Annotated in this window: 18 protein-coding genes; 12 read left to right on the forward strand and 6 right to left on the reverse strand. The window is 67.9% G+C overall.

Annotated features, from left to right (window positions below):
- Positions 1-33: 33 nt before the first annotated feature.
- Together ACIGHN_RS23910 and ACIGHN_RS23915 are read right to left on the reverse strand one after the other, a co-directional pair.
- Positions 34-387, reverse strand: coding sequence for a hypothetical protein (locus ACIGHN_RS23910; protein ID WP_056172054.1), 354 nt, complete (start codon positions 385-387; stop codon positions 34-36).
- A 243-nt stretch (positions 388-630) separates the two neighbouring features.
- A complete protein-coding gene (locus ACIGHN_RS23915; RefSeq protein WP_396506564.1) occupies positions 631-2109 on the reverse strand; it encodes a PLP-dependent aminotransferase family protein in 1479 nt (492 codons plus the stop codon).
- 201 nt (positions 2110-2310) lie between these two features.
- Here ACIGHN_RS23915 and ACIGHN_RS23920 point away from each other — a divergent pair, with 201 nt between their 5' ends.
- The 12 genes from ACIGHN_RS23920 (at position 2311) to ACIGHN_RS23975 (ending at position 19625) form a co-directional block, all read left to right on the forward strand.
- Positions 2311-3150 (forward strand): c-type cytochrome, encoded by an 840-nt coding sequence (locus tag ACIGHN_RS23920; RefSeq protein WP_396506565.1) that lies wholly within the window; start codon positions 2311-2313, stop codon positions 3148-3150.
- A 13-nt stretch (positions 3151-3163) separates the two neighbouring features.
- The gene (locus tag ACIGHN_RS23925; protein WP_396506567.1) at positions 3164-4459 is read left to right on the forward strand and encodes a c-type cytochrome; all 1296 of its coding nucleotides are present in this window, start codon (positions 3164-3166) and stop codon (positions 4457-4459) included.
- An 82-nt stretch (positions 4460-4541) separates the two neighbouring features.
- A complete protein-coding gene (locus ACIGHN_RS23930; RefSeq protein WP_396506569.1) occupies positions 4542-4961 on the forward strand; it encodes a thioredoxin family protein in 420 nt (139 codons plus the stop codon).
- Between the two features lie 234 nt (positions 4962-5195).
- The gene (locus ACIGHN_RS23935; protein WP_396506589.1) at positions 5196-8546 is read left to right on the forward strand and encodes an SNF2-related protein; all 3351 of its coding nucleotides are present in this window, start codon (positions 5196-5198) and stop codon (positions 8544-8546) included.
- A gap of 313 nt (positions 8547-8859) precedes the next feature.
- Complete coding sequence (rimP, locus tag ACIGHN_RS23940; RefSeq protein ID WP_056414514.1) at positions 8860-9453, forward strand: ribosome maturation factor RimP; 594 nt, start codon at positions 8860-8862, stop codon at positions 9451-9453.
- A 74-nt stretch (positions 9454-9527) separates the two neighbouring features.
- On the forward strand, positions 9528-11015 hold the full coding sequence (nusA, locus tag ACIGHN_RS23945; protein WP_056414511.1) for a transcription termination factor NusA: 1488 nt from the start codon (positions 9528-9530) through the stop codon (positions 11013-11015).
- A 24-nt stretch (positions 11016-11039) separates the two neighbouring features.
- Positions 11040-13904 carry a translation initiation factor IF-2 gene (infB, locus tag ACIGHN_RS23950; RefSeq protein WP_056414508.1) on the forward strand — a complete coding sequence of 955 codons (2865 nt, stop codon included), beginning with the start codon at positions 11040-11042 and terminating at the stop codon, positions 13902-13904.
- A gap of 180 nt (positions 13905-14084) precedes the next feature.
- Positions 14085-14459 carry a 30S ribosome-binding factor RbfA gene (gene rbfA, locus ACIGHN_RS23955; RefSeq protein WP_056172037.1) on the forward strand — a complete coding sequence of 125 codons (375 nt, stop codon included), beginning with the start codon at positions 14085-14087 and terminating at the stop codon, positions 14457-14459.
- A 137-nt stretch (positions 14460-14596) separates the two neighbouring features.
- Positions 14597-15541, forward strand: a complete 945-nt coding sequence (truB, locus tag ACIGHN_RS23960) for a tRNA pseudouridine(55) synthase TruB (RefSeq protein WP_396506572.1) — start codon at positions 14597-14599, stop codon at positions 15539-15541.
- Entirely contained in the window at positions 15538-17361 is a 1824-nt protein-coding gene (gene typA / locus ACIGHN_RS23965; RefSeq protein WP_056414499.1) for a translational GTPase TypA, read from the forward strand. Before truB ends, typA begins: the two co-directional genes overlap by 4 nt.
- A 183-nt stretch (positions 17362-17544) precedes the next feature.
- Positions 17545-18429, forward strand: a complete 885-nt coding sequence (locus ACIGHN_RS23970) for a DMT family transporter (RefSeq protein WP_200912403.1) — start codon at positions 17545-17547, stop codon at positions 18427-18429.
- Between the two features lie 92 nt (positions 18430-18521).
- Positions 18522-19625, forward strand: a complete 1104-nt coding sequence (locus tag ACIGHN_RS23975) for an enoyl-CoA hydratase/isomerase family protein (protein WP_396506574.1) — start codon at positions 18522-18524, stop codon at positions 19623-19625.
- 131 nt (positions 19626-19756) lie between these two features.
- Here ACIGHN_RS23975 and ACIGHN_RS23980 read toward each other — a convergent pair whose 3' ends face one another.
- From ACIGHN_RS23980 to smpB, 4 genes are all read right to left on the reverse strand, one after another.
- Entirely contained in the window at positions 19757-20683 is a 927-nt protein-coding gene (locus ACIGHN_RS23980) for an anti-sigma factor family protein (RefSeq protein ID WP_396506575.1), read from the reverse strand.
- Positions 20684-20686: 3 nt separating this feature from the next.
- The gene (locus ACIGHN_RS23985) at positions 20687-21259 is read right to left on the reverse strand and encodes an RNA polymerase sigma factor (protein ID WP_056414492.1); all 573 of its coding nucleotides are present in this window, start codon (positions 21257-21259) and stop codon (positions 20687-20689) included.
- A 40-nt stretch (positions 21260-21299) separates the two neighbouring features.
- Positions 21300-21668, reverse strand: coding sequence for a hypothetical protein (locus ACIGHN_RS23990; RefSeq protein WP_056414489.1), 369 nt, complete (start codon positions 21666-21668; stop codon positions 21300-21302).
- Positions 21669-21921: 253 nt separating this feature from the next.
- The gene (smpB, locus tag ACIGHN_RS23995) at positions 21922-22395 is read right to left on the reverse strand and encodes an SsrA-binding protein SmpB (RefSeq protein ID WP_056414488.1); all 474 of its coding nucleotides are present in this window, start codon (positions 22393-22395) and stop codon (positions 21922-21924) included.
- Positions 22396-22467: the final 72 nt, after the last annotated feature.

Here is a 22467-nt window from a genome sequence, read left to right on the forward strand (position 1 = left end):
CTCGAGCGCTGCCCAGGTGTCACCAGCGCGAACTCACGCATTCGCCAACTGAAACCGCTGATCGAAATTCATCTTCCCCAGCACCCGCAGCGCCGCCGCACGCGTGGCGCTGTCTACCTTGCTGATGTCCAGGCTGTAGCGCTTGGCGGTGGACACCACGTCCACGCATTTGTGGCCCCATTGCACGGCCACGAGCAGGGTGGGGCGCTGGCCGGCCTCCACACCGCCCACGGAGACGCCGCGCTGCTCGGGCCGCAGCATGAATTCGAGATGCGGCGTGCGCGTGAGCGTGAGGCGGCTGGCACCGAGCGGGCCCAGGGCGAACGAGACGACCCAGTCGTCTTCGTCTTCCACGGTCAGAAACGGGACATGCTGGGGTGCTGCCATGGTGGGGCGTCGGGTGGGTGGTGGATGCTGGCGGGTTGCCAGACTGGTAGCGCTGCCCGGGTTGCGGGCGGCGGTCAGTATGCCGTTGCAAAAGCCGTGCCGAGGTCGGGAGAACCCGAGGTTGGGCCTTTCCAACGCCGCGGGGTTTCGTCAGGTGGCTGCAAGCCAAAACGTGCTGCGGTGGCGCGGTGCGGGCGGGTCCGCACGGCCTGCCGCGGTTCAACTATTGGTTGATTCATCGATTCAATCAGCGGTTGAATCGCCGTGCTCGCCCGGCCCTGGGCTACTTTGGGCCAGGGCCGTCGCCAGCTCGCCCACCGTCTGCAGCGCGGCTTCCAGGCGGCTTTGCGCCGGGTGCCCGTAGTTGATGCGCACGCAGTGGGCAAAGCGCCGGTCGGCCGAAAAGATCTGCCCCGGCGCCAGGCTGATGCCCTGCTGCAGTGCCTGGCGGTGCAGTTGCAGGGCATCGACCTGCTGCGGCAGCTCCACCCACACAAAGTACCCGCCCTCGGGCTGCGACACCCGCGTGCCCGGCGGGAAATGCCGGGCCACCGCGCCCAGCGCGATGGCCTGCTGCTGCGCCAGGCTGCGGCGCAGCTGGCGCAGGTGCCGGTCGTAGCCGCCCTGGGCCAGGTATTCGGACAGCGCCTGCTGCGACGGCGTGGCGGCCGAGAGGGTGGTCATGAGCTTCAAGCGCTGCACCGCCGTGGCAAACCGGCCCGCCGCCACCCAGCCCACGCGGTAGCCGGGCGCCAAGCTCTTGCTGAACGAGCTGCAGTGCATCACCAGGCCTTGGGTATCGAACGCCTTGGCCGGGGGCGGGCGGTGCGGGGCGAAGTGCAGCTCGCCGTACACGTCGTCTTCGATCAAGGGCACCTGGTGGCGGGCCAGCAGGGCGACCAGCTCGCGCTTCTTGCATTCGGGCATCAGGCTGCCCAGCGGGTTCTGAAAGCTGGGCATGAGCCAGCAGGCCTTGACCCGCTGGTGGGCGGGCTGGCGCTCCAGCGCCTCGGCCAGGGCGGCCAGGTCGATGCCGTCGCGCGGGTGGGTGGCAATCTCCAGCGCCTGCAGGTTCAGCCGCTCCAGCGCCTGCAGCGCGGCGTAGAAGGTGGGGGATTCGACCACCACGATGTCGCCCGGCTGGGTGACGGCCTCCAGGCACAGGTTCAGGGCCTCCATCGCGCCGTTGGTGATGATGATTTCTTCCACATCGACCGCGCTGCCGTGCAGGCCGTAGCGCAGCGCGATCTGCTGGCGCAGGCGTTCGTCGCCGGGCGGCAGGCTTTGCACGATGTTCCAGGGGTCGAGCTTGCGCATGCCGCTGGCCAGGCAGCGCGCCAGCCGGTCCAGCGGAAACAGCTCCAGCCCCGGAAACGCCGAGCCCAGCGGCACCAGGTCGCGGTCGCGCGCCAGGCCCAGCACTTCGAACACCAGGTCGCTGATGGCCACGCCGGTGGAGGTGTGCGCGGGCTGCGAGGGCAGGGGCTCTGCGGGGCGCGACCCGGTGGCGGGCAGCCGCGCGCTGACGTAGTAGCCCGAGCGCGGCCGGGCATGGATCAGGCCCTGGGCTTCCAGCAGGTAGTAGGCCTCGAACACGGTGGACGGGCTGATGCCGCGCGTGCGGCTGGCCTCGCGCACCGACGGCACGCGGTCGCCCGGGCGCAGGGCGCCGCTGTGGATGAGCTGGGCGATGGCGTCGGCGTGGCGTTCGTAGCGTTTCATGGGGGCGGGCTGACGGGGTGGGCCCTTGGGCCATGGGGGCCTGGGAGCGGATGCAGTGCAAACTGATCTGTATTTTTAACTGGAAACTGAATCTGTACTGTTTTGGGGGTTGGGCGTAGAGTGCCGTGGTGCGCTGGTGCGGGCGGTGATGAACGCCCGGCCCAGTTGGCGACCCTGTCGATCCCCACCCGAATAAAACCCATGATTGATTGCCTGCGCAGCCTGCTGCGCCCTGTTTCTGGCTGGCCTGCTGCTGCGGTGGCGGCGGCCTCGGTAGCGGCGGCTTTCAGCGCCAGCGCGCTGGCCGCGCCTGCTGCTCCCACCCCGCCACCCACGGCGTCGGCCACGATGCCCGCATCTGCCACGGCTGCAGCAGCGCCCACGGTGCCTGCCGCCGCCATGGCCTCGCGCGTGCTGGCTTGCACCGCCTGCCACGGCAAGGAAGGGCGGGCCACGCAGGAGGGTTACTTCCCGCGCATCGCCGGCAAGCCGGCGGGCTACCTGGCCAACCAGTTGCTCAACTTTCGCGACGGGCGGCGCAGCTACCCGCAGATGACCTACCTCATCGAGCACCTGACGGACGACTACCTGCGTGAAATGGCCGATCACTTTGCCGCGCAAGACGTGCCGTACCCGCCGCCGCCCGCACCCCAGGCGCCGGCCGCCGCGCTGGAGCAGGGGCGAGCGCTGGTGCACCAGGGCGACGCTGTGCGCCGCATCCCCGCCTGCGTGTCGTGCCACGGCAGCGCCATGACGGGCGTGGCGCCGTCCATCCCGGGCCTGCTGGGTCTGCCGCGCGACTACCTCAACAGCCAGCTGGGTGCCTGGAAGACCGGCCAGCGCCGCGCCCATGCGCCCGACTGCATGGCCGACATCGCCCGGCAGTTGACGCCCGACGATGTGAGCGCCGTGTCGGCCTGGCTGGCGGCCCAGCCCGTGGCAGCGGGCGGCAAGCCCGCGCGCACCCTGCCGGCCGCCATGCCCGCCCGCTGCGGCGGCGTGGCCGAGGTGCCGGTGGCCGCAGCGGTTTCAGCACGTTGAGAAGGATGCACCCATGAAACGCATCCTCTGGACCCTTTCTTCCGTGCTGGCAGCCGTGGGCATCGTGGCCGCTGCGCTGGTCACCCTGAACCTGCGCGGCGAAGAGCCGCTGCCCGCGGCCGAGACGCTGCAGAGCACGCCCGCGCTGGTGGCGCGCGGCGAGTACCTGGCGCGCATCGGCAACTGCATGGCCTGCCACACCACGCAGGGCGGCGCGCCGTTTGCGGGCGGGCGCGGCATCGAGACGCCGTTCGGCGTGGTGCACAGCTCCAACCTCACGCCCGACCCGGCGCAGGGCATCGGCAGCTGGACGTCCGCCGAGTTCTGGCGCGCCATGCACCATGGCCGCAGCAAGGACGGGCGCCTGCTGTACCCCGCCTTTCCGTACCCCAACTACACCCAGGTGACGCGCGCGGATTCGGACGCCATCTTTGCGTACCTGCGCAGCGTGCCCCCCGCCAGCGAGCCCAACCGCGCACACGCGCTGCGCTTTCCGTACAGCACGCAGGCGGCGCTGGGGGTGTGGCGTGCGCTGTTCTTTGCCCCGGGTGCTGCCAGCACCGCTGGCGACGCCGCGCCCACGAAGACGGCGGAATACGACCGCGGCGCCTACCTGGTCAACGGCCTGGGCCACTGCACGGCCTGCCACACGCCGCGCAACGCGCTGGGCGCCACGGCCGACGCCAAGGCCTTCAACGGCGGGCTGATCCCGGTGCAGAACTGGTATGCCCCTGCGCTCAACGCGGCGGCCGAGGCGGGCGTGAAGGACTGGGCCACCGACGACGTGGCGGCCTTGCTGAAAACCGGCGTGGCCCCGCACGGGTCGGTGCTGGGCCCCATGGCCGAGGTGGTGTTCCGCAGCACGCAGTACCTGACCGATGCCGACGCCCGTGCCATGGCCGTGTACCTGCAGGCGCTGCCGCAGCAGGCCGCCCGCGCCACCCCGGCGCCCTACACCGCGCCACCCGCCGCCGCCATGGCGCGGGGCGGCAAGGTGTACGAGCAGCAGTGCGCGCAATGCCACGGCGATGCCGGGCAGGGCCAGGCGGGCGCCTTCCCGGCGCTGGCGGGCAACCGCGCCGTGCTGCTGGCCGACCCGACCAACACGGTGCGCGTGGTGCTGCAGGGCGGCTACCTGCCCGCCACGGCCGGCAACCCGCGCCCGCACGGCATGCCGCCGTTTCAGCAATCGCTGGGCGACGAGGACGTGGCGGCGGTGACCACCTTTGTGCGCAACAGCTGGGGCAACCGGGCGCCCGGTGTGGGTACCATCGAGGTTTACCGCGCCCGCGAACGGCGCGGCATGTAAAGGCGCGGTGGTGCGGTGGTGCGGTGGCAGGGTCTGCCGGCAGCGCCCGCCGCGCCGCCCACCCCCGAAGGAGCCCCCGTCGATGCAAAGCCCGGCCCAGTTGCCAGACCCCACGCCGCAGAGCCCGGCCGCCGCCACCCCGGGCGGCTGGTGGGCCGTGTGCCTGTGCGCTGCCTGGTGCGGCACCTGCGGCGTGTACCGCCCCCTGTTCGACGAACTGGCCCGCGCGCACCCGGACGTGCGCTTCGAATGGGTGGACATCGAGGACGACGCGGAGATCGCCGGGGATCTGGATGTGGAAACCTTCCCCACGCTGCTGATCGCCGATGGCGAGCGCGCGCTGTTCCTCGGGCCGCTGCTGCCGCAGGCGCCGGTACTGGGGCGGCTGCTGGCCAGCCTGCAGGCGTCGTCGCCCCAGGCGGGCGGTGCGGGCAGTACAGGCGGTACGGGGGGTGAGGCGCAAGAAGTCTTCGAGCGCGTGCGCGCGGCGCGCAGCCGGTAGGCGCTGCGGCGGCCTTCTCTTCTGTTGGTGCGAAATGCTCCTGTTTTTATAGCTGCTGGCGCTTGATAGACAAGCGGTAGAGCCGTTTTTTGCTTGGATTTTGTGCCTACACCCCGTCCCCCCTGGTTCCAGATCGGCTCATTGCAGGCCCAGTGCGACAAAGGCACCTGGTCGCGCGGGGCAGCGCTGCACCGCCAAGGGGCCGTGCTGCGCATCGCCGTCAAGCCGGACGGCATGGCCGGGTGGGCGCTGGACGGCGAGGTGCTGGGCAGCCAGCCGGTGCCGTATGCCGTGCGCGTCCAGCTCACCCTGTCCGACGCCGGCGTGGTCCAGTCGTGGTGGGGCGAGTGCAGCTGCCCGGTGGGCGCCGACTGCAAACACGCGGTGGCGCTGGCGCTCAAATCCGTGCACCTGGGGGGCGAGCCGCCGGCCACGGCCACGCAGGCCACCCAGGCTGCGGACGCGCTGAAAGCCCTGCAAGAGCGCAAGGAAGCGCTGGCCCGCACCGAGGCCGAGGCGCGGCTGGTGCACTGGCTGCGCGAATGGGACCGCGCGGCGGGTGCGTCGGCCACCGCACCCTCCGATCCGCAGGTGGACCGGCCCGAGCAGTACCTGTATCTGGTCTCCACCGTGGGGCTCCCCCGCGCCACGCTGCAGCAAATGCAGCTCGAAGCCGTGGTCTCCTACCCCAAGCTGACCGGCGGCTGGGCCAAGCCCAAGCCGGTGCGCACCCAGCCCGCGCCAGGGCAGGCGGTGTACGACCGCGCAAGCGACGCCGACCGTCAGGTACTGCAGCTGCTGCGCGCCATGCCGCGCGGGCTGGGCTACTACTCGGCCTACAGCGCCGGGCCGGTGGCGGTGCTGGAGGGCTCGGTGGGCGTGCTGGCGCTGCAGCAGGCGGCCAGCACCGGCCGGCTGTTCGCGGATGCGGGCGGCTCCATGGTGGGCACGCCCCTGGCCTGGGGGCCACCGCTGGCTATCGCGTGGGCCTGGCACGAGTCAAGCGCCCCGGCTGCGGCCGGTGGCGACACCACCTGGGCGCTGCGCCCCGGCCTGCCCGGCACCACGGCCACGCTGTGCAGCAACAGCCCGCCTTTGTACGTGGACGCTGCCAACGGCCTGTGCGGCACGGTCGACTTGCAGGGCCTGAGCGCGGCGCAACTGGCCATGCTGCTCAAGGCGCCGGCGCTGAGCACCGCGGCGCTGCAAAAGCACCAGGCCGAGCTGGCCACCCGCCTGGGCGGCGTGCTGCCGCTGCCGCCGGTGGGGGCGCCCTTCGCCCGGGTGCAGGGCGTGAAGCCCCTGGCGCGGCTGTTTCTGGCGCCCACACCGCCTGCAGACATGCCCGACATGGGCCTCATCACCGCGCAATTGCAGTTCGACTACCAGGGCCACGTGGGCTGGTGGGCGGGGCAGGACCTGGCCTTGATGGTCCCGGGGGCCGACGGCGTCCAGGTGCTGCTGCAGCGCAATGCAGTGGCCGAGCTGTCGGCCATCGAACGCCTGCTTCACCTGGGCCTGCTGGGCACCGACGACGGCCTGTTCGGCATTCCCGGCGAGCAGCCGCAAACCGCCTGGATGCACTGGGCAGACAACGGTTTTGCGGTGCTGCGCGACGCAGGCTTTGCCGTCACGGTGGATGCGGCGCTCAACGGCTGGATCACCCATGCCGACACGCTGGCCGTGGCGCTGCAGCCAGAGGGTGCGGGCGATGGCGATGGCAAGGGAGGAGAAGGCGCAGGCGCAGGCGATGAGGCCACGTCCCCCTGGTTCGCGCTGTCGCTGGGCATGGAGGTGAACGGCGTGCGCCACAACATCCTGCCCTGGCTGCCCGACCTGATCGCCGCCGCGGCCGACCAGCCGCTGGATGCCGCCACCGGCCTGCCCCAACTGCCGCCCTATGTCTACCTGCCATCGCTGCAGGGCCCGGGCTTCGTGCGCCTGCCGACCGACACCCTGCGCCCCTGGATGGCTGCGCTGCTGGACCTGGTGGGCGACCGGGCGCACGACTTCACCGCCGACAGCCTGAAGCTGTCGCGCCTGGACGCCCTGCGCACCAGCGCCGCGCTGGGCCAGGGCGTGCCGTGGCAGGGCGCCCACGCGCTGCGCGCCGTGGTGGACCAGCTGCAGGGCGCCAGTGCCTTGCCCCAGGTGCCGCTGCCCGCCGGCGTGCGCGCCACCCTGCGGCCATACCAGCAGCAGGGCCTGAACTGGCTGCAGTTCTTGCGCGCCCACGGCCTGGCCGGGGTGCTGGCCGACGACATGGGCCTGGGCAAGACGCTGCAGACCCTGGCCCACATCCAGGTCGAAAAAGACGCCGGGCGCCTGACCGACCCCGCGCTCGTCATTGCACCCGTGAGCCTGATGGGCAACTGGCAGCGCGAGGCGGCGCGCTTTTGCCCCGGCCTGCGCTGCCTGGTGCTGCATGGCGCGGGCCGCCATGCGGTGGCCGACGCGGTGGCCGAGCACGACCTCGTGATCGCCCCGTATTCGCTGCTGCAGCGCGACCGCGACCGGTGGCTGGCCCAGCCGTGGCACCTGGTGGTGCTGGACGAGGCGCAGAACATCAAGAACGCCAGCACCCAGGCCGCGCAGGTGGTGGGCGCGCTCAACGCGCGCCACCGCCTGTGCCTGTCGGGCACGCCCATGGAAAACCACCTGGGCGAGATCTGGAGCCTGTTCCACTTTTTGATGCCGGGGTTTCTGGGCAGCCAGCAGCGCTTCAAGCAGGTGTTTCGCACGCCCATCGAAAAGCAGGGCGACGGCGCGCGCATGGCGCAGTTGCGCGCGCGCATCACGCCGTTCATGCTGCGGCGGACCAAGGCGCTGGTGGCCGGCGAGCTGCCGCCCAAGGTCGAGACTGTGATGCCGGTGGAGCTTGCCGGTGCGCAGGCCGACCTGTACGAGACCATCCGCCTGGGCATGGAGAAAACCGTGCGCGAGGCCCTGCACACCAAGGGGCTGGCCAAGTCGCAGATCACCGTGCTGGATGCATTGCTCAAGCTGCGCCAGGTGTGCTGCCACCCGCAGCTGTTGCCGCTCGAGGCCGCCCGGGGCGTGAGCGCATCGGCCAAGCTGGAGCAGCTGATGGCGCTGCTGCCCGAAATGCTGGCCGAGGGGCGGCGGGTGCTGCTGTTCTCGCAGTTCACCAGCATGCTCACGCTGATCGAGGCCGAGCTGAAAAAGCGCGGCCTGCCCTGGGTCAAGCTCACCGGGCAGAGCCAAAAGCGTGACGCGGTCATCGCGCAGTTCACCAGCGGGCAGGTGCCGCTGTTCCTCATCAGCCTGAAAGCGGGCGGAGTGGGGCTGAACCTGCCGCAGGCCGACACCGTGATCCACTTCGACCCCTGGTGGAACCCCGCGGCCGAGGCCCAGGCCACCGACCGCGCCCACCGCATCGGCCAGACGCAGAGCGTGTGGGTGATCAAGCTCGTGGCGCAGGGCACCATCGAAGAGCGCATCCTGGCGCTGCAGGACAGGAAGGCGCAGCTGGCCGGCAGCCTGTACAGCGGCGCCGCCGCGCGCAAGGAGCCGCTGTTCACCGAGGGCGACCTGGCCGAGCTGCTGGCGCCGCTATCGCAGTGATAGCGGCTGGCGCGTGTGGGGCGCGCGCCACGTGCCGTTTTGGCTGTGGGTATTTGTCGCCCATGGCGTGCACCCCGCTCGCAGCCGCATGAATGCTGGTTTTCGCCGGATTCGGGGTGCGTTCACAACAGTTTTGCGAGTGCGCGCCTTTGCAAATCAACACTTTGCGCGCTACAATACGACTCTCACGACCAAACGGGCGGGTACCAACCGCCCGTTTTTTTTGGTCGAACGCTTTTGGAGCTCGAAGCTGTCGGAGAAGAGTCTCCGGGGGTTATCGGGTTTTTTGTTTTTCCGGGATTGAACTGAACACGTGGCATTGCAGCAAGTCGTTGAACAAATAGTGACGGGCCTGGGGTATGACCTGGTGGAGATCGAGCGCTCCGCCGGTGGTCTGCTGCGCATCACCATCGACTTGCCCTGGGTGCAGCCGGCCGCCGACGCGCCCGCGCCCCTGCTCGATCAGTTCGTCACGGTCGAGGATTGCGAGAAGGTCACCCGCCAGCTGCAGTTTGCGCTGGAGGTCGACGGCGTCGAGTACAAGCGCCTTGAGGTGTCCTCACCCGGCATCGACCGCCCCCTGCGGCACGAACAGGACTTCGTGCGTTTTGCGGGCTCGGTCATCGACATCACTTTGAAGGCGCCCATCGGCGCCGCAGCGGGCGGCCAGGTCAACGCCACCCGCAAGAAATTTCGCGGCACGCTGGAGCGGGCCGAGGCAGGGGGCTGGCAGATCGTCTGGAGCGAAGAGCCCGCCGTGAAGCCCGGTGCCAAGGTCAGCAAGAAGCGCGTGCCCGCGCCGCTGCAGGCGCTGGGTTTTGCCCTGGATGAAATCAAGGATGCCCGCCTGGCGCCCATCGTGGACTTCAAGGGGCGTGCAGGCAAGGCCGGGCCAACGCCCGCCTGAGCCGCTGAACAAACGGGGTGGGGCTGCGGTGCGCAGCCACTGCCCTCAGGTGATTGAAATAGGAGAGTCGTCGCATGAATCGCGAATTGTTGATGTTGGTTGAGGCCATTTCACGCGAGAAGAACGTGGAGCTGGACGTGGTCCTGGGCGCCGTGGAGTCGGCCCTGGCCCAGGCTACCAAGAAGCTGTACCAGGGCGAGGTGGACATTCGCGTGTCCGTCGATCGCGACAGCGGCAACTACGAGACTTTCCGCCGCTGGCTGGTGGTGCCCGACGATGCCGGCCTGCAGAACCCTGAAGCCGAAGAGCTGCTGATGGACGCGAAGGATCGCATCCCGGACATCGAAGTCGGCGAATACATCGAAGAAGGCGTCGAGTCCGTGCCCATCGGCCGCATCGGCGCCATGGCGGCCAAGCAGGTCATCCTGCAGAAGATCCGCGACGCAGAGCGCGAAATGCTGCTCAACGACTTCATGTCGCGCGGCGAACGCATCTTCACCGGCACCGTCAAGCGCATGGACAAGGGCGACATCATTGTCGAGTCCGGCCGTGTGGAAGGCCGCCTGCGCCGCAGCGAGATGATCCCCAAGGAAAACCTGCGCAGCGGCGACCGCGTGCGGGCCATGATCATGGAGGTGGACCTCACGCTGCGTGGCGCACCCATCATCCTGTCGCGCTCGGCCCCCGAGTTCATGATCGAGCTCTTCCGCCAGGAAGTGCCCGAGATCGAGCAGGGCCTGCTCGAGATCAAGTCCTGCGCCCGTGACTCCGGCTCCCGCGCCAAGATCGCCGTGCTGTCGCACGACAAGCGCGTGGACCCCATCGGCACCTGCGTCGGCGTGCGCGGCACCCGGGTGAACGCCGTGACCAACGAGCTCGCCGGCGAGCGCGTGGACATCGTGCTGTGGTCCGAAGACCCCGCCCAGTTCGTGATCGGCGCGCTGGCCCCGGCCAACGTGTCCTCCATCGTGGTCGATGAGGAAAAGCACGCGATGGACGTGGTGGTGGACGAGGAAAACCTCGCCATCGCCATCGGCCGCGGCGGCCAGAACGTGCGCCTGGCGTCCGATCTGACCGGCTGGAAGATCAACATCATGGACGCCGCCGAAAGCGCGCAAAAGCAGGCCACCGAGACCGACACGGCCCGCAAGCTGTTCATGGAAAAGCTGGATGTGGACGAGGAAATCGCCGACATCCTGATCTCCGAAGGCTTCAACAGCCTGGAAGAAGTGGCCTATGTGCCGCTGCAGGAAATGCTGGAGATCGAAAGCTTCGACGAAGACACCGTCAACGAGCTGCGCGCCCGTGCCAAGGATGCGCTGCTCACGATGGAAATCGCCCGCGAGGAAAGCGTGGATGAGGTCTCCCAGGACCTGCGCGACCTTGAAGGCCTCACCCCCGAGTTGATTGCCAAGCTGGCCGACGGCGGTGTGCATACACGTGACGACCTGGCCGATTTGGGCCTAGATGAACTGACCGACCTGACCGGACAGTCTGAAGAAGATGCCAAAGCCTTGATCCTGAAGGCGCGCGAACATTGGTTCGCGGGGCAGCAAGAGTAAAGGTCAGGGAGGCACGAACCATATATGTCCAGTAATACTGTCGCCGAGTTCGCTAACGAGCTCAAGAAATCGCCTGAAACCCTGCTCGACCAGCTCAAGGCTGCTGGCGTGGGCAAGGCTGCCCCGTCGGATGCACTGACCGAGTCGGACAAGCAAAAGCTGCTGGCCTACCTGCAGGCCAGCCACGGCACGGCTTCGGCCGACCGCAAGAAGATCACGCTGGTGAAGAAATCCACCAGCGAGATCAAGCAGGCCGATGCCACCGGCAAGGCGCGCACCATCCAGGTGGAAGTGCGCAAGAAGCGCACCTTCATCCAGCGCGATGAAGATGTCGGGGCCGCGGCTGAATCCGCAGCGCCCGCCGTCGAGGAAGCCGCTGCCTCCAGCGAGGACATCGAACTGGCCCGCCGCGAGGAAGAAGCCCGCAGCCAGGCCGAGCTGATCCGCCGCCAGGAGACCGAGCTGGCCGAAAAGCGTGCCGAGCGCGAAGCCCGCGAAAAGCGCGAGCGCGAAGCCGAAGAGCGCGCCGCCGCCTACGCAGCCCAGGAAGCCGAGAAGAAGGCGCAGGCCTCTGCCGTCAAGCAGGAAGCCACCCGCGAACAGGCGGCCGAAGCTGCTGCGCGCAATGCCGCCCAGACCGAAGCCCGTGAAAAGGCCGCCGCAGAATCCAAGGCCCGCGCCGACGAGGAAACCGCGCGCGCTGCCGACCTGGACGCCCGCCGCCGCAAGGCCGAGGCCGAAGCTGCCGCCATCCGCTCCATGATGGCCACGCCCAAGAAGGCGGTCATGGTCGCCAAGAAGCCCGAAGAACCCAAGCCAGTGGCCAAGCCCGCTGCCGTGGGCGACGCGAAGAAGGGCACGCTGCACAAGCCGGCCGTCGGCACGGGTGTGGCCCGTGCGGGCGCCCCTGCCGCAGCAGGCGCTGGTGCGCCCGGTGCAGGCAAGGAAGTCAAGTCGGCCAAGCTGTCCTCCAGCTGGGCGGGCGACGCTGCCAAGAAGAAGGAAATCAAGACCCGCGGCGACAGCAGCGGCGGTGTCGGCCGCAACAACTGGCGCGGAGGCCCGCGCGGCCGCCGTGGCGACAACCGCGACCACCGTGACGACCACCAGCAGTCCGCCCCGGTCGAGGCACGCATCATCGAAGTGCACGTTCCCGAAACCATCACGGTGGCGGAGCTGGCACACAAGATGTCGATCAAGGCCAACGAAGTCATCAAGGCCCTGATGAAGATGGGCCAGATGGTCACCATCAACCAGCCGCTGGACCAGGACACCGCCATGATCATGGTGGAAGAAATGGGCCACAAGGCGGTGGTGGCTGCGCTGGACGATCCGGAAGCCTTCACCGACGACGATTCGAGCCAGAAGGACGTCGAGCTGTTGCCGCGCGCCCCTGTGGTCACCGTCATGGGCCACGTGGACCATGGCAAGACCTCGCTGCTCGACTACATCCGCCGTGCCAAGGTGGCCGCGGGCGAAGCCGGCGGCATCACGCAGCACATCGGTGCCTACCACGTGGAAACCCCACGCGGCATGGTGTCGTTCCTCGATACCCCCGGTCACGAGGCCTTCACGGCCATGCGTGCCCGCGGTGCCCAGGCCACCGACATCGTGATCCTGGTGGTGGCCGCCGATGACGGCGTCATGCCCCAGACCAAGGAAGCCATCAAGCACGCCAAGGCGGCTGGTGTTCCCATCGTGGTGGCCATCACCAAGGCCGACAAGCCCGATGCCAACCCCGACCGCGTCAAGCAGGAGCTGGTGGTCGAAGAGGTGGTGCCGGAAGAATACGGTGGCGATTCGCCGTTCGTGCCCGTGTCCTCCAAGACCGGCATGGGCATCGACACCCTGCTCGAGCAAGTGCTGCTGCAGGCCGAAGTGCTGGAACTGAAGGCACCGGTCGACTCGCTGGCCAAGGGCCTCGTGATCGAAGCGCAGCTCGACAAGGGCCGTGGCCCTGTGGCGACCGTGCTGGTGCAGTCCGGTACCCTCAAGGTCGGCGACATCGTGCTGGCAGGCCAGACCTATGGCCGCGTGCGTGCCATGCTGGACGAAAACGGCCGCGTGGCCAAGACGGCAGGTCCGTCGATCCCGGTGGAAATCCAGGGTCTGACGGAAGTGCCGCAGGCGGGCGACGAATTCATGGTGCTCACGGACGAACGCCGTGCCCGCGAAATCGCCACCTACCGTGCCGGCAAATTCCGCAACACCAAGCTGGCCAAGCAGCAGGCTGCGAAGCTCGAGAACATGTTCGCCGACATGACGGCGGGCGAAGTCAAGATGCTGCCCATCATCGTCAAGGCCGACGTGCAGGGTTCGCAGGAAGCGCTGGCGCAGTCGCTGCTCAAGCTGTCGACCGACGAAGTCAAGGTGCAGCTGGTGTACGCCGCAGTGGGCGCCATCAGCGAGTCGGACATCAACCTGGCGATCGCCTCCAAGGCCATCGTGATCGGCTTCAACGTGCGGGCAGATGCCGGTGCACGCAAGCTGGCCGAGGGCAATGGCGTCGATCTGCACTACTACAGCATCATTTACGACGCTGTGGACGAGCTGCGGGTGGCGATGTCGGGCATGCTGGCTCCGGAGCAGCGCGAGGAAATCATCGGTACGGCCGAGATCCGCACGGTGTTCGTGGCGACCAAGATCGGCACGATTGCCGGTTCGTACATCACCTCGGGCATGGTCCATCGCAACGCACGCTTCCGCCTGCTGCGCGACAACGTGGTGGTCTACACGGGCGAAGTCGATTCGATCAAGCGCCTCAAGGACGATGTCAAGGATGTCAAGGAAGGCTTTGAGTGCGGTATCAAGCTCAAGAACTACAACGACATCAAGGAAGGCGATCACCTCGAATTCTTCGACATCAAGGAAATCGCCCGGACACTGTGATGCACGTTTGCACTACCAACCACTGCCAGCGCCCTGCAGGCGCGGTGATGCACGCAGGCCTTCAACAGGCTGCGGAGCACACCGTGCTGGCAGGCGCCATGGAACTGGCTTCGCCAGGCCATGGGCGTCGCCCCCCGGAAGGGGGAGGGCGCCACGCGACACAGGGGAGGTATTGACACTATGGCTGCCAAGAAGAAATCTGCCACCCCCAACCGCGCCTTCAAGGTCGCCGATCAGATCCAGCGCGATCTGACGGAGCTGATCGCGCGCGAGTTGAAGGACCCGCGCGTGGGCATGGTGACGCTGCAGGGCGTGGAGGTGACTCCCGACTATGCGCACGCCAAGGTGTTCTTCAGCCTGCTGACGGGCGACCCCGTGGAGACGCAGGCCGCGCTCAACCAGGCGGCGGGCTTCCTGCGCAACGGCCTGTTCAAGCGCCTGCACATCCACACCGTGCCTACGCTGCACTTCGTGTTCGACCGCACCTCCGAGCGTGCGGCCGACATGAACGCCTTGATCGCCAAGGCTGTGTCTTCGCGCGCTAAAGAGGAGTAGGCATGAGTACCGCCGGGCCGCCCCAAGGTGCGAAAGCCCCCTTGGGGGGCAGCGATTTGCACGCAGTGAAAGAGCGTGGGGGCGTTGCTGCGCACGCGCCTCGCACCAGGGTGCAGCGGCGCCCTGTGCATGGGGTGTTGCTGCTGGATAAACCGCTCGGCCTGTCGAGCAACGACGCCTTGCAAAAGGCGAAATGGCTGCTGCGCGCCGAAAAGGCGGGCCACACCGGCACGCTCGACCCGCTGGCCACCGGCGTGTTGCCGCTGTGCTTTGGCGCTGCCACCAAGTTCAGCCAGCTGCAGCTCGACGCCCCCAAGACCTACGAAGCCGTGGCGCTGCTGGGCACCACCACCACCACCGGCGACGCCGAGGGCGATGTGGTGGAGCGCCGCCCCGTGGTGCTGGCAGACCTCACGCCCGAGCGCCTGGCCGCCGTGCAGCAGCAGTTCACCGGCCCCATCAAGCAGGTGCCGCCCATGCACAGCGCCCTCAAGAAGGATGGCAAGGCGCTGTACGAATACGCCCGCGCCGGCATCGAGGTGGAGCGGCCCGCACGCGACGTGGTGATCCACGCGCTGTCGCTCACCCTGCTGGCCGACCACCCGGACGCCATCGCCGTGCGCATGGTGGTGCGCTGCAGCAAGGGCACTTACATCCGCACGCTGGGCGAAGACGTGGGCGCCGCGCTGGGCGTGGGCGCCCACCTGACCTTTCTTCGGCGCATCGATACCGGTGGTATCGGTGTGGAGCGCTGCGTCACGCTGGCAGAGCTCGAAGCCATGGAGGAGGGCGCGCGGCTTGCGCAGCTTGAGCCGCCGGAATCACTTTTGGCACAACATGTGCGTGTCACGCTGGACAGCGAGAATGCCGCTCGCTTCCTGTCGGGCGTACGCCGCCGAGGTACCTGGCCTGATGCAGGTGCCGTGGCGGTGTTTGGCGACGTGCCCCCTGCGCTGCTGGGGGTGGGCCACATCGTTGGCGGGGAGCTGGTGCCCGACAGGCTCCTGAGTCCGCTGGAAATTCAACAAATTTTGGAAGGCACGCCGCACCTGCAAGCCAGCGGCACATTGGAAAAACTATGACGAAACAGATCCGCAACATCGCCATCATCGCCCACGTTGACCATGGCAAAACCACCATGGTCGACCAACTGCTGCGCCAGTCCGGCACCTTCGCCGACCACGAAAAAGTGGTCGACACCGTGATGGACAACAACGCCATCGAAAAAGAACGTGGCATCACCATCCTGGCCAAGAACTGCGCCGTGAGCTGGGAAGGCACCCACATCAACATCGTGGACACCCCCGGTCACGCGGACTTCGGCGGCGAAGTGGAACGTGCCCTGTCCATGGTGGACAGCGTGGTGCTGCTGATCGACGCGCAAGAGGGCCCCATGCCCCAGACGCGTTTCGTGACCAAGAAGGCCCTGGCCCTGGGCCTGCGCCCCATCCTGGTGGTGAACAAGGTGGACAAGCCCGGTGCCAACCCCGACAAGGTCGTGAACGCCGCGTTCGACCTGTTCGACAAGCTCGGTGCCACCGACGAACAACTGGACTTCCCCGTGGTGTATGCCTCGGGCATCAACGGCTGGTCGTCGCTGGAAGAAGGCGCACCGGGCGAGCAGTGGGGCCCCGACATGTCGGCCCTGTTCAACACCATCCTCAAGCACGTTCCCCCGAACTCGGGTGACCCGGCAGCTCCGCTGCAGCTGCAGATCTCGGCGCTGGACTTCTCCACCTTCGTGGGCCGCATCGGCGTGGGCCGCATCAGCCAGGGCACCTTGAAGCCCATGATGGACGTGGTCGTCATGGAAGGCCCCGATGGCAAGGCCGTGAAGGGCCGTGTCAACCAGGTGCTGACCTTCCAGGGCCTCGATCGCATGCAGACGCCGCTGGCCGGCCCGGGCGACATCGTGCTGATCAACGGCATCGAGGATATCGGTATCGGCGTGACCGTCACCGACCCCGCCAACCCCGCACCGCTGCCCATGCTGAAGGTGGACGAGCCCACGCTGACCATGAACTTCTGCGTGAACACCTCGCCGCTGGCAGGCCGCGAAGGCAAGTTCGTGACCAGCCGCCAGATCTGGGACCGCCTGCAAAAGGAACTCCAGCACAACGTGGCCCTGCGTGTGAAGGAAACCGACGAAGAAGGCATCTTCGAAGTGATGGGCCGTGGTGAACTGCACCTGACCATCCTCCTGGAAAACATGCGCCGCGAAGGCTACGAGCTGGCCGTGTCCAAGCCCCGCGTGGTGTTCAAGGACGTGAACGGCGTCAAGCACGAGCCTATCGAGCTGGTGACGGCCGACATCGAAGAAGGCCACCAGGGCGGCGTGATGCAGGCCCTGGGCGAGCGCAAGGGCGAGCTGGTGAACATGGAGCCGGACGGCCGCGGCCGCGTGCGCCTGGAGTACCGCATTCCTGCGCGGGGCCTGATCGGCTTCACCAACGAATTCCTGAACCTGACGCGTGGCTCGGGCCTGATCAGCAACATCTTCGACAGCTACGAGCCGCACAAGGGCGACATCGGCGGCCGCAAGAACGGCGTGTTGATCTCCATGGACGACGGTGAAATCTTCACCTACGCCCTGGGCAAGCTGGACGACCGCGGCCGCATGTTCGTGAAGGCGAACGACCCCGTGTACGAAGGCATGATCGTCGGCATCCACAGCCGCGACAACGACCTGATCGTGAACGCCACGCGCACCAAGCAGCTGACGAACTTCCGCGTGTCCGGCAAGGAAGACGCGATCAAGATCACGCCGCCCATCGACGCCACGCTGGAATACGCGGTGGAATTCATCGAGGACGACGAGCTGGTCGAGATCACGCCCAAGTCGATCCGCATCCGCAAGCGCTTCCTGACCGAAAACGAGCGCAAGCGCGCAGGCCGCTCCTGAGTTGCCAGCGTGAAGACGCTGCGTTCTGCAGAGTGAGCGCACGCAGGAACTGAGGTTCACCCCGAAGTTTTCTGTGTGTCGCCCGAAGGGCCACCGCCATGCTGTGGCCCTTTTTTCATGTCGGACGTACTGCCTGCTTTCCATCACCATCACCACTACCACCACCCGGACTGAACGCGCTCCATGTCTTTGCCCCAGCTCACGCACTCCCGCGCCGTGGCCCTGATGGTGGCGGTCACCCTGATGTGGTCGATCGCGGGCGTGGTCACGCGCCATCTGGAGGCCGCGCGCAGCTTCGAGGTGACCTTCTGGCGCAGCCTGTTCACGCTGGCGGCCCTGCTGGTGATACTGCCGCTGATGCAGGGACGCACGGTGTTCGCGTCCCTGCACCGCAGCGGCCGGGCGCTGTGGATATCCGGCCTGTGCTGGAGCGTGATGTTCACCGCGTTCATGGTGGCCATCCTGCTCATGCCCGTGGCCAACGTGCTGGTGACGATGGCGGCGGCCCCGCTGCTCACGGCGCTGTTTGCGCGCATCTTCATCGGCCACCACATCGCGCCGCGCACCTGGCTTGCCATTGGCGTGGCGGCGCTGGGCATTGGATGGATGTACGGCTCGCAGATGGCGGGCCTGCCAGTGGTGGGAACGCTGGTGGCCTTGTGCGTGCCGGTGGCCGGGGCGGTGAACTGGACGGTGGTGCAGCACTCGCAGCGCCACGGCCACGCGGTGGACCTGGTGCCTGCGGTGCTGGTGGGCGCGGTGTTGTCGGTGGTGGCCACGCTGCCGCTGGCGCTGCCGTTTCAGGCCTCGGCACACGACCTGTGGCTGCTGGCATTGCTCGGGGTGGTGCAACTGGCCATACCGTGCGTGCTGGCCGTGCGCTGCGGGCAGGTGCTGAAGGCGCCGGAGATTGCGCTGCTCAGTTTGCTGGAGGTGATCTTCGGTATCTTGCTCGCCTGGCTGGGTGCGGGCGAAGAGCCCGGCGCCGCGGTGCTGGGCGGCGGTGCGCTGGTGATCGGCGCGCTGGTGTTCAATGAGGTCATGGGGGCGCGGCGCGCCTCGCAGTGAGCAAGGCGCAGCGCGGCCCGGAATGCAGTGCATGCCGCAGTGGGTGCGCATTTCAGTGTGTGTGTGAAACCTACCTTTGTAAGGAATAAAAAATGACGGAGACAGTGGCGGTGGTGGATAAAGAAATTCTGAGCGAAGTGCGTGGCCAGGTGGGCCTGATCACCTTGAACCGCCCGCGTGCGCTCAATGCGTTGTCGCTGGGCATGGTGCGCGATCTCATGCGCGTGCTGCTGGCGTGGCAAAGCGATGCGCGGGTGCTGGCCGTGGCGGTTCGCGGCAGCAATAAGGAAGGGCCTTTCGGCGCCTTTTGCGCGGGCGGGGACATCCGCTTTTTGCACCAGGCCGGCAGCCAGGGCAACCCGCAGCTCGAAGACTTCTTCACCGAGGAATACGCGCTCAACCACCTCATCCACCACTACGGCAAACCGTACATCGCCTTCATGGACGGCATCGTGATGGGCGGCGGCATGGGCATCAGCCAGGGTGCTGCGCTGCGCGTGGTGACCGAGCGCACGAAGATGGCCATGCCGGAGACCGCCATCGGCCTGTTCCCGGACGTGGGCGGCGGGTACTTTCTGAGCCGCTGCCCCGGCCGCGTGGGCGAGTGGCTGGCCCTGACGGGCGACACCATCGGTGCCGACGAAGCCATCGCCAGCCACCTGGCCGACGGCCGCATGCCCTCGGACCAGTTGCCTGCAGTGTGGGAAGCCCTGGCCACGCGGACGTTTGCCGACGGTGCGGCGGTCAAAAACTATGTTGCTACAAAATTGGTAGCTGCTGGCGCTCATCCATCCAGCGGTAGGGCCGATATTGACCAGTATTTTGCGCTGCCCGGCGTGGGCGACATCGTGCGGGCGCTGGAGTCCGCCGACAGCGACTGGGCGCGCGCCACGGCGGCCACGCTGCGCAAGCGCTCGCCGCTGATGCTGCACGTCGTGCTGGAACAGGTCCGCCGCGCGCGCGACATGGGCCTGGCCGACGACCTGCGCATGGAGCGCGACATGGTGCGCCACTGCTTTTACCTGCGCCCCGGCCAGAGCGAGACGGTGGAAGGCATCCGCGCGCTGGCCGTGGACAAGGACCACGCGCCGAAGTGGAACCCCGCCCGCATCGAGGACGTGACGCCCGACATGGTGGCGCCGTTCTTTGCGAGCCCCTGGCCTGCGCACGCGCATCCGCTGGTGGCGCTGGGCTGATACGGCGTCGCCTTTCACCCTCTCGCGCCGCGGCACGCCTTGCCGTGCGGCAGCTACTGCGAGTCTTTGCAACGCCGCAGACCGCCCGAGACCGCCGATGCCCACGGTGCGGTGATCCGTGCAGAGGTTCCCTAGAGCTGCTTGTACACCGCCGATGCCAGCACCAGCAGTTGCTGGCGTGACAGCTGGCCGCTGAGCGCATAGCCAAAGCCCTGGTCCACCCAGTAAAAGCTCGGGACCGGGCCGTCGCTGGAGAACTGGAAGGCAGTTTCTGCGGCATCGGGCTGCTTCGGTGCGGCCGTTGCCGCGCCGGGCTGGCCTGCGGCGACGGCGCCCAGGTACAGGGTGATGCGCCCGCCCTGGGCGTTCTGGTACATGAACTGCGCGCGTGCACCTGCGTCTCCCGGCGCCCCGGGCAGCAGGCGGCCGCCCACCAGTTCATAGCCTTCGTCGGCCAGCACGGGCAGCTTGAGCGGGCGGCTCAGCCGCTTGGAGAGCCACTGCACCAGGTGTTCCTGCTGGGCTGCCGGCACCTCCACGGCGTGCCGCACTTCGGGCTGGTACACCGCGTGGGCCACTGCGGCCTGTTGGGCAAAGTGCTGACCGGTGGCGGCGAGCGCCGGCGTGGGCGCGGGCGCGTTGAGGCGCGCCATGCCGGGTAACACGCCGGGCAATATGTCGGGCACCAGGCTGCGTCCGGTCCAGCCCAGCGCGAAGGCCACCAGCACCGATGCCGCCATGCCGCCCCAGCGCCACCACTGGGTATGGCGCTGCTGGCGCACCGACGCGCGCTGCGCCGCGGCCAGCAGGGCGTCGGGCACGGGCTCGGTCAGCAGGCTCTGGTGCAGTGTGCGCAGTTGCTGGCGTTGGTGCTGCCAGTGGGCCACGGTCTCTTCGGCGCCCGCCTGGCGTTCGAGCTTGTCGCGCAGTGCCGCCGCCTGCGCCGGCGGCAGGCGGCCGTCCACCAGCGCATGCCACGCGGCGGCTTCGTCGCCGTCGGCGGGTGGAGGAGGGGGGTGGTGCTTGTGGTCCATGGCGGGCTGGCGTGCATCAAACATGGGTTATTTGAGGCGGCGCAATGTGGGTGGCTGGCCGGTGGGATGGGGAAGAGGCTGGGGCGCAGGTTGCTGCGCGGCGGGTGTCAACGCGTCGGGCACCGGCGCAGGCGGCCGCTCCATCAGCAGGCGAAGGCGGCTGCGGGCCCGGGACAGGCGCGACATCACCGTGCCCACGGGGATGCCCAGCACCCGGGCGGTGTCGGCATAGTCCATGTCCTCCAGCGTCACCAGCAGCAGCACGGCGCGCTGGTCGGGCGGCAGGCGCTGCAGGCAGCGCTCCAGGTCCAGCGCGTCGTCCCCCATGCCGGCGCTGCTGCCCTGCAGGGTGTCGTGCAGGTCGTCGATGTCCGCATGCGGCCAGGGTGGCTGGGTGCGCACCTGGTTCAGGTACAGGTTGTGCATCAGCGTGAAGAGCCACGCCCGCAGGTCGCTGCCCGTGCGCCACAGCAGCCATTTGCTGCAGGCGCGCTCCAGCGTGTCCTGCACCAGGTCGTCCGCAGCCCAGGCATCGCCCGTCAGCACCCGCGCATACCTGCGCAGGGCGGGCAACTGCTCGACGACCTGGGTGCGGTTCATGCAGACCGTGGTGCGGTGCGCTGCGGGGCGGCCGGGTCCATCAGGGCTTGGCGGTACGCCAGGCCTGGTTCACGCCGTCACCCGTCTTGTCGCCGGGCTTGGTGTCCTTGACCCAGTAGTACAGCGGCTTGCCCTTGTACGCCAGCTGGGTCTTGCCATCGTCGCGCGTGATCACGCTGTAGTCGCCCCCGGGCGCCTTGGCGGCCATCAGCGGCGGCCAGTTGGTGGCGCAGGGGCCGTTGCAGACCGACTTGCCGCTGCCGGCGGCGTCGCGGTCGAAGGTGTACAGGGTCATGCCGCCAGCGCCCACCAGCACGCCGTCCATGGTTTTCACGGGGCCGTCGGCCGCCATGGTGGAGCAGCCAGCGATGGCTACGAACGCGGCGAGGGACAAGAGGGTCTTTTTCATGGTGTCTCCAGGTGGAAGAAGAGGGTTTGCAGACAACGGCACATGCCGCCTTGCAACTCCAAGAACACCGCGGCGCAGCGGTTTATTCCACTGCGCATGAAAAAACTCAATACATCCAACGCGCACAGGCGTCAAAACTGGCGCGATCCCAGCCAGCATCCCCGTGCAAGGGCCGCCAAGCTGCGAAGCGAGCTCCGCTTGCGGGCACCGGGGGCGTCCCCCTTGGGGCGACGGTGCGCAGCACCTCAGGGGGCTACCTGTTCCTGCTCTTCATGGCGCGTTCCACTTCGCGCTTGCCTTCGCGGTCCTTGATGGTGTCGCGCTTGTCGTGCTCGGCCTTGCCCTTGGCCAGGGCGATGTCGCACTTCACATAGCCGTTCTTCCAGTGCAGGTTCAGCGGCACCAGCGTGTAGCCCTTTTGCTCGACCTTGACGATCAGGTGTTTGATGTCGTCCTTCTTGAGCAGCAGCTTCTTGGTGCGGATGGCGTCGGGGTTGACGTGGGTCGACGCGGTCTTGAGCGGGTTGATCTGGCAGCCCATCAGGAACATCTCCCCCTCGCGGATCAGCACGTAGCCGTCGGTCAGCTGCACCTTGCCTTCGCGCAGGGCCTTCACTTCCCAGCCGTACAGGACGACGCCTGCCTCGTGGCGTTCTTCGAAGAAATAGTTGTAGGCCGCCTTTTTGTTGTCGGCAATGCGGGCGGTGGGATCGGGTTTCTTGGCCATTGGGTTTAGATGCGGCGCAAACCGGGAGATAAAAGGCCTCCCTACAATGTTGTCGTCGCAACAGCGATTCTA

The sequence above is a fragment of the Acidovorax sp. NPDC077693 genome, from assembly GCF_044542805.1.
In the GTDB taxonomy this organism is placed as follows: domain Bacteria; phylum Pseudomonadota; class Gammaproteobacteria; order Burkholderiales; family Burkholderiaceae_C; genus Acidovorax.

Bases quoted from the DNA above. Each gene is read 5' to 3' on its own strand.
- typA (WP_056414499.1), top strand. From the start codon at position 15,538: ATGACGAAACAGATCCGCAACATCGCCATCATCGCCCACGTTGACCAT.
- ACIGHN_RS23925 (WP_396506567.1), top strand. From the start codon at position 3,164: ATGAAACGCATCCTCTGGACCCTTTCTTCCGTGCTGGCAGCCGTGGGC.
- infB (WP_056414508.1), top strand. From the start codon at position 11,040: ATGTCCAGTAATACTGTCGCCGAGTTCGCTAACGAGCTCAAGAAATCG.
- ACIGHN_RS23930 (WP_396506569.1), top strand. From the start codon at position 4,542: ATGCAAAGCCCGGCCCAGTTGCCAGACCCCACGCCGCAGAGCCCGGCC.
- ACIGHN_RS23985 (WP_056414492.1), bottom strand. From the start codon at position 21,259: ATGAACCGCACCCAGGTCGTCGAGCAGTTGCCCGCCCTGCGCAGGTAT.
- ACIGHN_RS23915 (WP_396506564.1), bottom strand. From the start codon at position 2,109: ATGAAACGCTACGAACGCCACGCCGACGCCATCGCCCAGCTCATCCAC.
- rbfA (WP_056172037.1), top strand. From the start codon at position 14,085: ATGGCTGCCAAGAAGAAATCTGCCACCCCCAACCGCGCCTTCAAGGTC.
- ACIGHN_RS23935 (WP_396506589.1), top strand. From the start codon at position 5,196: ATGGCCGGGTGGGCGCTGGACGGCGAGGTGCTGGGCAGCCAGCCGGTG.
- nusA (WP_056414511.1), top strand. From the start codon at position 9,528: ATGAATCGCGAATTGTTGATGTTGGTTGAGGCCATTTCACGCGAGAAG.
- ACIGHN_RS23910 (WP_056172054.1), bottom strand. From the start codon at position 387: ATGGCAGCACCCCAGCATGTCCCGTTTCTGACCGTGGAAGACGAAGAC.
- ACIGHN_RS23990 (WP_056414489.1), bottom strand. From the start codon at position 21,668: ATGAAAAAGACCCTCTTGTCCCTCGCCGCGTTCGTAGCCATCGCTGGC.
- ACIGHN_RS23970 (WP_200912403.1), top strand. From the start codon at position 17,545: ATGTCTTTGCCCCAGCTCACGCACTCCCGCGCCGTGGCCCTGATGGTG.
- ACIGHN_RS23920 (WP_396506565.1), top strand. From the start codon at position 2,311: ATGATTGATTGCCTGCGCAGCCTGCTGCGCCCTGTTTCTGGCTGGCCT.
- ACIGHN_RS23975 (WP_396506574.1), top strand. From the start codon at position 18,522: ATGACGGAGACAGTGGCGGTGGTGGATAAAGAAATTCTGAGCGAAGTG.
- ACIGHN_RS23980 (WP_396506575.1), bottom strand. From the start codon at position 20,683: ATGTTTGATGCACGCCAGCCCGCCATGGACCACAAGCACCACCCCCCT.
- smpB (WP_056414488.1), bottom strand. From the start codon at position 22,395: ATGGCCAAGAAACCCGATCCCACCGCCCGCATTGCCGACAACAAAAAG.